The sequence below is a fragment of the Burkholderia latens genome (genome assembly GCF_902499045.1).
Lineage (GTDB): Bacteria > Pseudomonadota > Gammaproteobacteria > Burkholderiales > Burkholderiaceae > Burkholderia > Burkholderia latens.
Window position 1 is genome coordinate 55,108 of record NZ_CABVPL010000009.1, and the last position, 13,931, is coordinate 69,038.

Sequence of the window (13,931 nt, forward strand, 5' to 3'; positions counted from 1 at the left end):
GAAAAGCCATTACGGTTCGGCATGACTTTCGATCTTCGACAATTACGGGCATTCACGACCATCGTCGCGTGCGGGAGCCTCGGCCGCGCGGCCGACGCGCTGCACGTGACCCAGCCGGCACTGAGCCGGATCCTGAAGCGGCTCGAGGACCAGGTCGGCGCGCCGCTGTTCGAGCGCCACTCGAAAGGCGTGCAGCTGACCGCGTTCGGCGAAGCGCTGCTGCCGCACGCGACGCTGCTGCAGCACGAGGCCGAGCACGCACGGGAGGAACTCGACGCGATGCGCGGCTTCGCGAAGGGCACGATCAAGGTCGGCACGGTGGGCAGCATCGCGAGCCTGGTGTTGCCGGTCGCGGTCGGCCGCGTGCTGGACCGCTGGCCGAACCTGCGTGTCGAGATTCTCGAGGGCGTGTGGGACCGGCTCGCCGAAGGGCTGAACAAGCACGAGATCGATCTCGCGCTGTCCGCGCACGGGCCGGACACCGACGAGATCGTCGCGATTCCGGAGTGCCGCTGGGAAGACCGCAGCCATATCGTTGCGGCGCCGCACCATCCGCTGCGCGCGCTCGGGCGCGCGCCGACGCTTGCCGATACGCTGCACGCGCGCTGGGCGATTCCGCCACGCGGCACCGCGCCGTTCGACCATGTGCGCGCGACCTTCGACGCACACGGGCTCGCGCTGCCCGACATCGCGGTCGAGACGCGCTCCGTCACCACGCTGAAAAGCCTCGTCGCGCATGCGGGCTTCCTGAGCTGGATGCCCGAGCCGATGTACGGCGCCGAGCAGCGGGCGGGCACGATCGACACGCTGCCCGTGCGCGAGGTCGTCGCGGTGCGCACGCTTACCGCGTTCCGGCGCCGCCACGGGATTCTGCCGGGGCCGGCCGGGAAGCTGCTCGATGAGTTGGTCGCGCTGACACGCGACGGGCGGTGATGGGTGGCCGCGCTCGGCCGTACTCGGCCTTGCGCGTTCTCGCCGTCGCTGCCGTTCCCGACGTTCCCACCGTTCGCGCCGCTTCCGCCATCCAAGCCCTCCGTGCCCGCCCCACCCGAGCGCCACCCGCCGCACCGCACCATCGAATGCCGTTTCCGCGCCTTGACTTTCGTTCGCCCGAATACGATCATTCGCTCACACGAAGAGCAAATGATCGAAATAACCGTATTCGACAGCGACGATCGCGGATGCTGCGGCGAGGCCGCCCGCGCTCCGATCGCGACAGGAGACACCGGATGACCGAATCGCCCTCCGCCCGCACGCCCGTGCTGCTGCACATCGGCGCAGGCTCGTTCCACCGCGCGCATCAGGCGTGGTATCTGCACCGCGTGAACGCGGCCGTGCCGGCCGATGAACGCTGGACGCTGACCGTCGGCAACATCCGCGACGACATGCGCGCGACGCTGGACGCGCTCGCCGCGCAGCACGGCGCATACACGCTCGAAACCGTCACGCCGCAGGGCGAGCGCGCGTACGAGACGATCCGCGCGATCACGCGCGTGCTGCCGTGGTCGGCCAATCTCGCCGCGCTGATCGATGCGGGCGCCGACCCGGCATGCCGGATCGTGTCGTTCACCGTCACCGAAGGCGGCTACTACCTCGACGAACACAACCGGCTCGACGTCGCGAACGCCGATCTCGCGGCCGACCTGCAAGGCGCACGCACGACGCTGTACGGCGCGCTCGCCGCGCTGCTCGCCAAACGCGTGAAACGCGGTGCGGGCCCGCTCACGCTGCAGAGCTGCGACAACCTGCGCAACAACGGCGCGCGCTTTCGCGCGGGCATGCGCGAATTCCTCGAACGCCGCGGCGACGGCGGCCTGCTCGCGTGGTTCGATACGCACGTCGCGACGCCGAGCGCGATGGTCGACCGCATCACGCCGCGCCCGACCGCCGACGTGCGCGAGCGCGTGCGCGCGGCCACCGGCGTCGACGACGCATGCCCGGTGATGGGCGAATCGTTCATCCAGTGGGTGATCGAGGACCGCTTCGCGGCCGGCCGGCCGCGCTGGGAGCTGGCCGGCGCGGAGCTGGTCGACGACGTGCATCCGTACGAGGAAGCGAAGATCCGCATCCTCAACGCAACGCACAGCTGCATCGCGTGGGCCGGCACGCTCGCGGGCTACACGTATATCCACGAAGGCACGCGCGACACGGCGATCCGCCGCTTCGCGCACGACTACGTGACGCAGGACGTGATGCCGTGCCTCACGCCGAGCCCGCTCGACCTCGCGCGCTACCGCGACGTCGTGCTCGAACGCTTCGGCAATCCGTACGTGCTCGACACGAACCAGCGCGTCGCGGCCGACGGCTTTTCGAAGATTCCCGGCTTCATCGCGCCGACGCTCGCCGAATCGTTCGCGCGCGGCGCGGCGCCGGTCGCGACCGCGGTGCTGCCTGCGCTGTTCCTGCGCTTTCTCGAACGCTGGGCGCGCGGGCTGCTGCCGTATGCGTACCAGGACGGCGTGATGGACGAAGGTGCGGCGCGGGCGATCGTCGACGCCGACGACCCGGCCGTCGCGCTGTGCGCGAGCCGCGCGCTGTGGGGCTCGCTCGCCGGCAACGCGGCGCTGTACGACGCGCTGCGCGCCGGACTCGCGCGCGTCGATGCATGGCTCGCGCAGCGCTGACGCGCGGAGCCGGCCACCAAGGCCGCGTCAGCGGGGCTTCCGTCGCGCGGCCGCGCATCCGGGCGAACCTGCGTTGGCATCCCCGCGTGCGTGCGGCTAAAGTAGCGGCTCCTCACTGACGGAACGGATCGCTCATGTATCTCGGCATCGACCTCGGCACCTCGGAAGTGAAGGTGCTGCTGCTGGCCGCGGACGGCACCGTGGTCGGCACCGCGGGCACGCCGTTCAGCGTGTCGCGGCCGCACCCGCGCTGGGCGGAACAGCATCCGGACGATTGGTGGCAAGGCACGCTCGCCGCGCTCGCGGCGCTGCGCGAACGGCACCGCGAAGCATTCGCGCAGGTGCGCGGGATCGGCCTGTCCGGCCAAATGCACGGCGCGGTGCTGCTCGGCCGCGACGATCGCGTGCTGCGCCCCGCAATCCTGTGGAACGACATGCGCAGCGCCGACGAATGCGCGCTACTCACCGAACGCGCACCCGATCTGCACACGCTGGCCGGCAACCTCGCGATGCCCGGCTTCACCGCGCCGAAGCTGCTGTGGGTCGCGAAGCACGAACCCGACGTGTTCGCCGCGACCGCGTGCGTGCTGATGCCGAAGGACTACCTGCGCTTCCGGCTCACCGGTGCGAAGGTGTCCGACCCGTCGGACGCGGCCGGCACGCTGTGGCTCGACGTCGCGCGGCGCGACTGGTCCGACGCGCTGCTCGCCGCATGCGGGATGACGCGCGATCAGATGCCGCGCATCGTCGAAGGCAATGCGCCGTCCGGCACGCTGCGCGCGGACGTCGCGCGCGGGCTCGGGCTGTCGGAAGCGGTGGTCGTCGCGGGCGGCGGCGGCGACAACGCGACGAGCGCGCTCGGCATCGGCGCGATCCACGCGGGCGACGGCTTCGTGTCGCTCGGTACGTCGGGGGTGCTGAGCGTCGTCGGCGACCGTTTCATGCCGAATCCCGCGTCGGCCGTCCATGCGTTCTGTCACGCGATTCCCGACCGCTGGCAACTGATGAGCGTCGTGCTGTCGGCCGCGAGCTGCCTGCGCTGGGTGTGCAAGCTCACCGGCACCGACGAGCCGGCGCTGCTCGCCGAGATCGAAGCGCTCGACGCGGACGCGCGCGCGAGCGCGCCGCTGTTCCTGCCATACCTGTCCGGCGAGCGCACGCCGCACAACGATCCGTATGCGCAGGGCGTGTTCTTCGGGATGACGCATGCGGCCGAGCGCGCGCATCTCGGCTATGCGGTGCTCGAAGGCGTGACGCTCGGCCTCGCGGACGGCCTCGACGCGCTGCACGCGGCCGGCGTCGAAACCGATCGTCTGTCGCTGATCGGCGGCGGCGCGCGCAGCGCGTTCTGGGCGCAGCTGATCGCCGATGCGCTGAACGTGCGCACGCGCCAGCACGGCGGCGGCGAAACCGGTGCGGCGCTCGGCGCCGCGCGCCTGGGCTGGCTCGCCGTGGGCGGCGATCCGCGCACCGTGCTGACCAAGCCGCCAGTGCGCGCCGAATACGCGCCCGACGCCGCCCGTCATGCGCAGTTGCGCGAGCGCCTCGACGCGTTCCGCTCGCTGTATCGCCACGTGCGCCCGCTTTACGAACCGTCTCGCACGCGGCTCGCATGACGGCCGCCGCGCGCGCCGAGACCGTCGGCCGCGCGTCCCGCATGCGTTACAGTGAATGCCGTTGCGCCGCCTGACGGCCGGCCCGCGAGGGCGGCCCCCAGATCCGAACCGAACCGCTATCGTGTCCAAGTCCTCCGAAAAACTCGATCTCGCCACGCGCGCCGCGTGGCTCTACTACGTCGCCGGCGACACGCAGAACGAAATCGCCGAGAAGCTGCAGGTGTCGCGCCCGGTCGCGCAGCGCCTCGTCGCGTTCGCGGTCGAGAAGAACCTGATCCGCGTGCGCGTCGATCACCAGCTCGCCGACTGCCTGGAGCTCGGCGCGCAGTTGTCGAAGCGCTACGGGCTCACGATGTGCGAAGTCGTGCCGGTCGATGCCGACGCGCCTGAAGCGATCGACCGCAAGCTCGCGGTCGCCGGCGCGCAGGTGATGGAGCGCTATCTGAACGAAACGCGGCCGATGGTGATCGCGATCAGCAGCGGCCGCACGCTGAAGGCGGCGGTCGCGCAGATCGCGCAGATCGAGCGGCCGCAGCACCGGCTCGTGTCGATGGTCGGCGCGATCGCGGCCGACGGGTCGTCGAACCGCTACGACGTCGCGCAGTACATTTCCGAAAAGACGGGCAGCAAGCACTTCCTGCTGCCCGCGCCGTTGTTCGCCGACAGCGAAGCCGAGCGCGCGCAGTGGTGCAACCACCGGCTGTACCGGATCGTCGACGCGCTGTCGGCGCAGGCCGACGTCGCGTTCGTCGGGATCGGCAACATCGGCCCGCACTGCCCGCTCTACGAGGACGGCTTCATCACCGAGCAGGAACGCGACGAGATGATCGCGCTCGGCGCGGTGGCCGAACTGCTCGGCGTGCCGATCGATGCGCGGGGCAAGCTGGTCGACGTGTCGACGAGCGCGCGCGTGACGAGCGTTGCGCTCGACACGCCGCCGAAGCGCCCGACGATCGCGTTCGCCGGCGGCCCGAAGAAACGCGACGCGGTGATCGCCGCGCTGCGCGGCGGCTGGGTGTCGGGGCTCGTCACCGACGAGACCTGTGCGCGGGCGGCGCTGGACGCGAAGGCGGGCTGACGCCGCCGGCCGATCACGCGGTCACGCGGCCACTTGCGACGCCGGAAACGCATGCCGGCGCGCACGCCACGCGCCCAGCCAGGCCGCCGCCAGCAGCGCGACGAGCGCCCACGGAATCGACGCGGCCCCGCTGACCCCGAGCAGCATCCCGCCCGCGATGCCGCCGCCCGCGATCGCGAGGTTCCACACCGTCACGAGCATCGACTGCGCGACATCGGCCGCGTCGCCGGCCGCGTTCGCGGTGGCCGTCTGAAACAGCGTCGGCGCGCCGCCGAACGCGAACCCCCACAGCACCACGCCGGCATAGACGATGGCGGCCCCGGAACCCGCGCCGAGCAGCGCTGCCGCGAGCGCGAACAGCGCGATGCTCGCGAGCGTCAGCCGCCGCTGCGGGGCGCCGATCCATGCGCCGGTCAACGCGATGCCGGCCAGCGACGCGACGCCGAACACGAACAGCACCGCGTCGACCCGCGCGCCCATCCGCACGCCAGCGAGGAACGGCGCGACGTACGTGTACAGCATGTTGTGCGCGAGCACGTACGCGAACATCACGACCAATACCGGCCGCACGCCGGGCAGCGACAGCACGGCGAGTACCGGCTTGCGCGCGCCGGCCGGCTGCCCCGGATAGTCGGGCATGCGCAGCCGGATCCAGCCGATCAGCGCGAGCACCGCGACCGTGATGCCCGCGAACGCAACGCGCCAGCCGAACATCGCGCCGAGCGCGGTGCCGGCCGGAATGCCGATCGACATCGCCGCCGGTATGCCGAGCATCGCGACCGCGATCGCACGGCCGCGCAACGACGGGGCGACCATTCGGCTCGCATAGCCGGCGAGCAGCGCCCACAACAGCCCGGCCGACATTCCGGCGACGAACCGCGCCGCCAGCGTCAGCGCGTAGTACGGCGACGCGGCAGTCAGCGCATTCGACACGACGAACCCGGCTAGCGCCGCGAGCAGCAGCCGGCGCCGGCGCATCGCGCGCGTCGCGGCGACGAGCGGAATCGCCGCGACGATCGAGCCGAGCGCGTAGACGGTCACCAGTTGGCCGATCAGCGCGTCGGTCACGCGCAAGTCGGCGCTCATCAGCGGCAGCAGGCCGGCCGGCAGTGCTTCGGTGAGAACCGTGATGAAGCCGGCGGTGGCCAGCGCGAGCAGATTCGCGACGGGCAGGCGCACGCGGGCCTCCGTGCACGGGGCCGTCGCACCATCGGCAACGCGGTCGGAGGCGGATACGCATTCGCTCATCACGCCCCCCTCTTGTCGACGCCGTACACCGCATCGCGCACGTCGGTGACGATCCGTCCGTGCATCCCTTCGTACAGCGTATTGGTCAATGCAACCACCGTCAGCCCGGCCGCCCGGTCGACGAACCACGCGTGCCCGTACGCGCCGCCCCAGCGCCACGTGCCGACCGACTCCGGCGACTGCGCGGCCGCCGGATCATGCAGCACGGAAAAGCCGAGCCCGAAGCCGAACCCCGGCGCGTCCGGCAAGTCGCGCGCGCCGGGCTGCACGCGCGACATCTCGTCGATCCAGCTCCGTGCCAGCCAATCGTCGCGCCCGGTGCGTAACGTATCGAGCAGCGTCATGCAGTCGCGCGCGGTACCGATCATCCCCGCGCCGCCCGACGGCCATGCGGACGCGTCGAGCGCGCGCGCCGGCGCGAAGCGGATGCCGACCGTGCCGTCGTACACCGGTACGAGATCGTCGTCGGCCATCCGGCGCGGCACGCCCGACGTACTGACGTAAGGCGTCGCCAGCCGCGCGGCGTCGTGCGTGAAAAATGCCGTGTCGGTCATCCCGAGCGGCGTCGTCACGAGCGCCGCCACGGCCTCGGCGAGCGGCCGGCCGTCGACCGCCTCGATCAGCGCGCCGACCACGTCGGTCGCGAGCGAGTAGTCCCACGACGTGCCGGGCGCGAACCGCAGCGGCACGCTGCCGATGCGCCGGACGTTCTCCGCGAGCGATGGTCCCGCGCCGTCCATTCCGTCGGACACGCCCGCGCGCGCATACGGCCCGTCGTCATCGGCTTCGAGGAAGCGGTAGCCGAGCCCGGCCGTGTGCGACAGCAGATGACGCAGCGTGATGTCGGCAGGCGTGCCGTCCGCGAGCGTCGGTGTGAAAGCCGGCAACCAGCGCGCGACGGGCTCGTCGAGTCCGATCTTCGCTGCGGCGACCAGCCGCATCGCAGCGGCCGTCACGATCGGCTTGGATACCGAAGCAAGCCGGAACAGCGCGTCCTCGCGCATCGGCGCGCCGGCTTCGCGATCGGCGAGCCCGGCCGCGCGCGCATAACGCAATTCGCCGTCGCGTGCGACCAGCACGACTGCGCCGACCACGCGTGCGTCGGCCAGCGCACGATCGAGCACGGCATCGAGCCGGGCGCGCAGTGCAACGTCCGGTTCGGCGCGGCGGGCGGTGACAGGCAGTGACGACATGGCGTGACCTCGAATAGTGAAGGAACGCCCATCGTAGGAAGCCGGCGCGAGAAGAAAAACCGGGTTAGAGTTCCGGACAATCCGGACATCGGTGTCCGCAATCGGGAACCTGCATGGAAAATCTTGGCGGCTTCGTCGTGTTCGTCCAGGTCGCGGAAACGCGCAGCTTCGTCGCGGCAGGCCGGGCGCTCGGACTGTCGGCGTCGGCGATCGGCAAGCGCATCGCACGCCTCGAGGCACGGCTGAACGTGCGGCTCTTTCACCGCAGCACGCGCAGCATCACGCTGACGGCCGAAGGTGCGCGATTCCTCGAACGATGCCGGCGCGTGATCGCCGAAATCGACGCGGCCGAGCGGGAATTGACGCAGAGCGTCGAGGCGCCGCGCGGGCGGCTGCGCGTGAGCCTGCCGACGATCGGCACGCTGCTGCTGCCGGTGCTCGCCGATTTCATGACCGCGTATCCGGACATCGAGCTCGACATCGACTTCAGCGACCGGCTCGTCGACGTGGTCGACGAAGGCTTCGACGTGGTGCTGCGCACCGGCCACCCGACCGATTCGCGGCTGTCGTCGCGGCTGCTCGGCCACTTCCGCCAGCACCTGGTCGCGTCGCCCGACTATCTCGAACGGCGCGGCACGCCGCGCACGCCGGCCGATCTCGCGCAGCACCGCTGCCTGCATTACCGGTTCCCGAGCAGCGGCAAGCTCGAGGTCTGGCCGCTGCGCGCGCCGCGCACCGGCACGCTGCCGGCGTTGCCCGTGTCGATGGTCAGCAACAACGCGGAGACGCGCCTTTGCTTCGCGCTGCGCGGGCTCGGCATCGCGTGCCTGCCCGAGTTCTTCGTGCGCGACGCGCTGGACGACGGCCGGCTGCGCGCGGTGCTCGACGACCACGTCGCAAGCCGCACGCCGTTCTACGTGCTATGGCCGTCGGGCCGCCATCCGATGCCCAAGCTGCGCGCGTTCGTCGACCACATGGCCGAGCACCTGCCGTTGTAACCGGCGAGCGGCCTTCACGCCGCCTTCGCGTGCGCGCTCAACCGCCGGAACGCCTGCCCCGCTTCGTCGAACAGGTGGCAATGCTCGGGCTGCGCGTGCACGTGCAGCGCCTCGCCGGTGCGGTACGTGTCGAGCGGCGGAATTCGCGCGATCAGCCCGTCCGGCGCGACCGCCGACTCCCCGTACAGGTACGCGGCATCGCCGAGCGACTCGACCGCCATCGTCCGCGCGGCGACCCCGTCGGCCGCCGCGCCCACCAGCAGATGTTCGGGCCGCACACCGACGGTCACGGCCGCGCCGCGCTGCAGGCCAGCCGCCTCGACCGCGACGCGCTGCGTCTCGCCGCTGTCGAAGCGCACCAGCACGCCGGCCGCGTCGGCCGATTCGACCGTGCCCGTCAGGAAGTTCATCTTCGGCGACCCGATGAAGCCCGCGACGAACTGGTTCGCCGGCGCGTGATACAGCTCGTTCGGCGTGCCGACCTGCTGCACCGCGCCGCCCGACAGCACGACGATCTTGTCGGCGAGCGTCATCGCCTCGACCTGGTCGTGCGTCACGTAGATCATCGTCGTCTTCAGCTCGTCGTGCAGCCGCGCGAATTCCAGCCGCATCTTCACGCGCAGCGCGGCGTCGAGGTTCGACAACGGTTCGTCGAACAGGAACACCTTCGGCTTGCGCGTGATCGCGCGGCCGATCGCGACGCGCTGCCGCTGCCCGCCCGACAGCTGCTTCGGCTTGCGGTCGAGCAGATGATCGATGTGCAGGATCTTCGCGGCCTGCTTCACCGCCTGATCGATTTCGGGCTTCTTCGCGCCCGCGAGCTTCAGCCCGAACGCCATGTTGTCGTACAGCGTCATGTGCGGATACAACGCATACGACTGGAACACCATCGCGATGCCGCGCTTCGCGCTCGGCACGTCGTTGACCTTCGCGCCGTCGATCAGCAGATCGCCGCTCGAGATGTCCTCGAGCCCGGCGATCATCCGCATCAGCGTGGATTTGCCGCAGCCGCTCGGGCCGACGAACACGACGAATTCGCCGTCGGCGATGTCGAGGTTCACGTTGCGCAGCACTTCGGTGTCGTCGTAGCGCTTCGCGATATTGCGCAGGAGCACGCTTGCCATGATCTGTCTCCGTTCGTTCGTGATGCTTGATGTGTGATGCGCCGCGGCGGCGCGGCGCGATCGTTCGTCGCCGCTAGCCCGGCAGCACGGCGCCCGTCGCCTGCCAGCGCGCGACGTAGCCGGGCAGCTCGTGCATGTCGTCGAAGACGTGACGCGCGCCGATTCCGCGCAGCGCGTCGATCTGCGCGGCCGACGCATGCCCGCCGCCGACGAAGCCGAGCACGGTCATGCCGGCCGCGGCGGCCGCGGTAATGCCCGTCACGCTGTCCTCGACGACGAGGCACTGCGCGGGCACCGCGCCGAGCGCGCGGGCGGCCGCCAGATACACGTCGGGCGCGGGCTTCGGCCGCGCGACGGCGTCCGCGCAGAACAGCCGGTCGCCGAAGAAGCGCGCGAGGCCGGTGCGCGCGAGCGCCGCTTCGACGTACGCGCGGTAGCTGTTGCTCGCGCACGCGGTCGTCATGTCGATCGCCGCGAGCGCCGCATCGATGCCGTCGACCATCGGCGCGTTGACGGCCGCGGCCTCGACCGCGCGACGGATCGCGTCGACGTCGTCGGCCGACAGCGTGCGGCCGACGGCTTCGCTCGCGCCGGCCAGCACGCGCTCGATGCGCAGTCCGAGCAGCGGCATCACCGCCGGCCGCGCATCGACGCCCGGCCAGCGCGCATCGAGTTCGCGCACGATCACGTCGGCGGCGACGGCCTCGCTGTCGATCAGCACGCCGTCGCAATCGCAGATCAGCACGTTGACGCCATGACCCGTCGCGCCTTTGCCGGCCGCGCTCATTTGACCGCCCCGAACGTGAGTCCGCGCACCAGCTGCTTCTGCGACAGCCAGCCGACGATCAGGATCGGCGCGACCGCGAGCAGCGACGCCGCGGACAGCTTCGCCCAGAACAACCCTTCGGGGCTCGAGTACGACGCGATGAACACGGTGAGCGGCGCCGCGTTGGAGCTCGACAGGTTGATGCTCCAGAACGCCTCGTTCCACGACAGGATCACGAGCAGCAGCGCGGTCGACGCGAGCCCCGGCAGCGCCATCGGCATCAGCAGGTAGACGATCTCCTGCCACGTCGACGCGCCGTCGATGCGCCCGGCTTCGAGGATGTCCTTCGGAATCTCGTTGAAGTACGTGAAGGTCATCCACACCGCGATCGGCAGATTGATCAGCGTGTACACGATCACGAGGCCCGACACGGTGTCGAGCAGCCCCGCGTTCTTCCACAGCAGGTAGATCGGCACGAGCACGCCGACCGACGGCATCATCTTCGTCGACAGCATCCACAGCAGCACCTTCTGCGTGCGGTGATTCGGGAAGAACGCCATCGCGTACGCGGCCGGCACCGCGAGCAGCAGCGAGATCGCCGTGACGCCCGCCGAGATCAGCACCGAGTTCCACGCGAACGAGAAGTAGTTGCTGCGCGCGAACACCTCGCGGAAGCTGTCGAGCGTCGGCATGAAGAACAGCGTCGACGCATACGCCTGCTGCTCGGTCTTGAACGCGGTGATCGCCATCCAGAAGATCGGGAAGAACAGCAGCAGCGCGATCAGCCACGCGAGCGCGCCGGGCAGCGCGCGCCGCACGAGCTCGAACGGAGCCGGCGCGCGACGGCCTTCGATAGTCAGGTCGCTCATTTTTCGTACTCTCCCTTCAGGTTGCGCGCGAGCATCCGCACCAGGAAGAACGACACGACGTTCGCGACCACGACGGCGATGATCCCGCCCGCGGATGCGAGGCCGACGTCGAACTGCTGCAGGCCGAGCGCGTAGATCAGATACGACAGGTTGGTCGTCGCGTCGCCCGGGCCGCCGCCCGTCGTCGTGTAGATTTCCGCGAAGATCGACAGCAGGAAAATCGTCTCCATCATCACGACCACGGCGATCGCGCGCTTCATATGCGGCAGCGTGATGTAGAAGAACATCGCGATCGGGCCCGCGCCGTCGATGCGCGCGGCTTCCTTCTGCTCCTGGTCGAGCGACTGGATCGCGGTGAACAGGATCAGGAACGCGAACGGCAGCCACTGCCACGCGACGATCATGATCACCGCGGTGAGCGGGTAATCGGCGAACCAGTCGACGGGCGTCATCCCGAGCGCGCGCATCGCGTTCGCGACGAGGCCGTACACCGGATGCAGGATCATGTTCTTCCAGATCAGCGCGGCGACCGTCGGCATCACGAAGAACGGCGCGATCGCCAGCAGCCGCGCGATGCCCTGCCCGTAGAACGTACGGTCGAACAGCACGGCCATCAGCACGCCGCCGATCACCGTGATCGCGAGCACCGCGCCGATCAGCACGAGCGTGTGCCAGATCGCGGGCAGGAACGACGGATCGGTCGCGAGGAAGCGGTAGTTGTCGAGCCCGGCGAAACCCTTCACGTCCGGGTTCAGCAGGTTGTAGCGCGACAGCGAATACCAGATCGTCATCGCGAGCGGGATCGACATCCACAGCAGCAGCACCGCGACGGACGGAGACACGAGCCAGCTCGCGCCGCGCGCGCGGCGGGGCGCGCCCGGCGGCGGCGACGCGTCGCCGACCGACGGCGCGTGGCTCAGGGGAAGACGTAAATGACGCATGATCGGAGTCCCTCCGGTTGAGGCGCGGGCACGAACGGCCCGCCCGCGTTTGCTGCTTCGGCGACGTGCACCGCGCGCGGCAGCGCACGGTGCGAGCCGCATTACTTGCCGCATTACTTCTTGTAGCCGGCCTGCCGCACTGCGCGGTCGGCGGCGGCCTGGCCCGCGGCGAGCGCCTGGTCGACCGACATCTGGCCGGCCACCGCACCCGCGATCGCCTGCCCGACCACCGTGCCGAACGACTGGAACTCAGGAATCCCGACGTACTGCACGCCCGTGTACGGCACCTTCTTCAGCGACGGATCGTTCGGATCGGCCGTCTCGATCGCCTTCAGCACGAAGTCCGAGAACGGCGCGGCGGCCTTGTACTCGGCGCGCTGATACGTGGACGCACGCGTGCCCGGCGGCACCGACGCCCAGCCCTCGTCCTTGCCGACCATCTCGATGTACTGCTTCGACGTCGCCCACGCGATGAACTTGCGTGCGGCGTCCTGCTGCTTCGACGTCTTCGGCACGGCGAGCGCCCATGCCCACAGCCAGTGCGAGCCCTTCGGCGTGGCGGCGACCGGCGCGGCCGCGAAACCGATCTTGTCGGCGACCTGCGACTGCTGCTTGTTGTACAGCATCCCGGCGGCGACCGTCGCGTCGATCCACATCGCGCACTTGCCCGATGCGGTGAGCGTCAGGTTCTCGTTGAAACCGTTCGAGCTCGCACCCGGCGGGCCGTTCTTCTTCAGCAGGTTGACGTAGAAATTGATCGCCTTCTTCCATTCGGGCGACGTGAGCTGCGCGTTCCAGTTCTCGTCGAACCAGCGGCCGCCGAACGTGTTCACGACCGTCGACACGTACGCCATGTTCTCGCCCCAACCGGCCTTGCCGCGCAGGCAGATCCCGTAGGTGCCCTTCGACTTGTCGGTGAGCTTGTCCGCGAACTCGGCGATCTGGTCGTAGGTCGGCTGGTCGGGCATCTTCAGCCCCTTCGCCGCGAACAGGTCCTTGCGGTAGAACGTCATCGAGCTTTCGACGTAGAACGGTAGCGCATACAGCTGGCCGTTGTACGACAGGCTGTCGCGCGCGGTCTTCACGATGTCGTTCAGGTCGTAGTCGGCGGGCAGGCCCGTCATCGGCGCGAGCCAGCCGCGCTTGCCCCACTGCGGCGTCTCGTAGGTGCCGATCGCCATCACGTCGAACTGGCCGCTGCCGGTCGTGATGTCGGTGGTCGCGCGCTGGCGCAGCACGTTCTCCTCGAGGATCACCCAGTTCAGCTTGATGTCCGGGTTCGCCTTCTCGAACGCCGGCGACAGCTTCTTCAACTCGATCATGTCCGGGTTGTTCAGCGTCGCGATCGTCAGCGTGCCGGCGGACGCCGCGCACGCGGCCGTCGCGAGCGCGGCTCCGGCGAAGCAGCGTACGGCGGCATCGAGCATCTTTCGTTGCATGGCATGTCTCCTGTGATTGTTCGAACTGTCGTCGG

General features: G+C 69.9%; 12 protein-coding genes. 5 read left to right on the forward strand and 7 right to left on the reverse strand.

Annotation, left to right across the window (positions count from 1 at the left end):
- Nucleotides 1-21: 21 nt before the first annotated feature.
- From BSE24067_RS09325 to BSE24067_RS09340, 4 genes are all read left to right on the forward strand, one after another.
- Nucleotides 22-933, forward strand: a complete 912-nt coding sequence (locus tag BSE24067_RS09325; RefSeq protein ID WP_170297525.1) for a LysR family transcriptional regulator — start codon at nucleotides 22-24, stop codon at nucleotides 931-933.
- Nucleotides 934-1,229: 296 nt separating this feature from the next.
- Nucleotides 1,230-2,624 carry a D-arabinitol 4-dehydrogenase gene (dalD, locus tag BSE24067_RS09330; RefSeq protein ID WP_151066383.1) on the forward strand — a complete coding sequence of 465 codons (1,395 nt, stop codon included), beginning with the start codon at nucleotides 1,230-1,232 and terminating at the stop codon, nucleotides 2,622-2,624.
- A 134-nt stretch (nucleotides 2,625-2,758) separates the two neighbouring features.
- Nucleotides 2,759-4,240: a xylulokinase gene (gene xylB / locus BSE24067_RS09335; protein WP_151066382.1), complete on the forward strand. Its 1,482-nt coding sequence runs from the start codon at nucleotides 2,759-2,761 to the stop codon at nucleotides 4,238-4,240.
- 121 nt (nucleotides 4,241-4,361) lie between these two features.
- Nucleotides 4,362-5,318 carry a sugar-binding transcriptional regulator gene (locus tag BSE24067_RS09340; protein ID WP_151066381.1) on the forward strand — a complete coding sequence of 319 codons (957 nt, stop codon included), beginning with the start codon at nucleotides 4,362-4,364 and terminating at the stop codon, nucleotides 5,316-5,318.
- A gap of 21 nt (nucleotides 5,319-5,339) precedes the next feature.
- Here the strand turns inward: BSE24067_RS09340 and BSE24067_RS09345 are convergent, their stop codons facing one another.
- Together BSE24067_RS09345 and BSE24067_RS09350 are read right to left on the reverse strand one after the other, a co-directional pair.
- Nucleotides 5,340-6,566 (reverse strand): MFS transporter, encoded by a 1,227-nt coding sequence (locus BSE24067_RS09345; protein WP_174904732.1) that lies wholly within the window; start codon nucleotides 6,564-6,566, stop codon nucleotides 5,340-5,342.
- Nucleotides 6,566-7,759 carry a serine hydrolase domain-containing protein gene (locus BSE24067_RS09350; RefSeq protein ID WP_151066379.1) on the reverse strand — a complete coding sequence of 398 codons (1,194 nt, stop codon included), beginning with the start codon at nucleotides 7,757-7,759 and terminating at the stop codon, nucleotides 6,566-6,568. The genes BSE24067_RS09345 and BSE24067_RS09350 overlap by 1 nt, the downstream gene beginning before the upstream one ends.
- 113 nt (nucleotides 7,760-7,872) lie before the next feature.
- On the opposite strand from BSE24067_RS09350, the gene BSE24067_RS09355 reads away from it, so the two are divergent.
- Nucleotides 7,873-8,757 carry a LysR family transcriptional regulator gene (locus tag BSE24067_RS09355; protein WP_151066378.1) on the forward strand — a complete coding sequence of 295 codons (885 nt, stop codon included), beginning with the start codon at nucleotides 7,873-7,875 and terminating at the stop codon, nucleotides 8,755-8,757.
- Between the two features lie 14 nt (nucleotides 8,758-8,771).
- Here BSE24067_RS09355 and BSE24067_RS09360 read toward each other — a convergent pair whose 3' ends face one another.
- From BSE24067_RS09360 to BSE24067_RS09380, 5 genes are all read right to left on the reverse strand, one after another.
- The gene (locus tag BSE24067_RS09360) at nucleotides 8,772-9,881 is read right to left on the reverse strand and encodes an ABC transporter ATP-binding protein (protein ID WP_151066377.1); all 1,110 of its coding nucleotides are present in this window, start codon (nucleotides 9,879-9,881) and stop codon (nucleotides 8,772-8,774) included.
- A 73-nt stretch (nucleotides 9,882-9,954) separates the two neighbouring features.
- The gene (locus tag BSE24067_RS09365; protein ID WP_151066376.1) at nucleotides 9,955-10,668 is read right to left on the reverse strand and encodes an HAD family hydrolase; all 714 of its coding nucleotides are present in this window, start codon (nucleotides 10,666-10,668) and stop codon (nucleotides 9,955-9,957) included.
- Entirely contained in the window at nucleotides 10,665-11,516 is an 852-nt protein-coding gene (locus tag BSE24067_RS09370) for a carbohydrate ABC transporter permease (RefSeq protein ID WP_151066375.1), read from the reverse strand. Before BSE24067_RS09370 ends, BSE24067_RS09365 begins: the two co-directional genes overlap by 4 nt.
- Nucleotides 11,513-12,457 (reverse strand): carbohydrate ABC transporter permease, encoded by a 945-nt coding sequence (locus tag BSE24067_RS09375; RefSeq protein WP_151066374.1) that lies wholly within the window; start codon nucleotides 12,455-12,457, stop codon nucleotides 11,513-11,515. The genes BSE24067_RS09370 and BSE24067_RS09375 overlap by 4 nt, the downstream gene beginning before the upstream one ends.
- Nucleotides 12,458-12,570: 113 nt before the next feature.
- Complete coding sequence (locus BSE24067_RS09380; protein ID WP_151066373.1) at nucleotides 12,571-13,896, reverse strand: ABC transporter substrate-binding protein; 1,326 nt, start codon at nucleotides 13,894-13,896, stop codon at nucleotides 12,571-12,573.
- Nucleotides 13,897-13,931 lie beyond the last annotated feature (35 nt).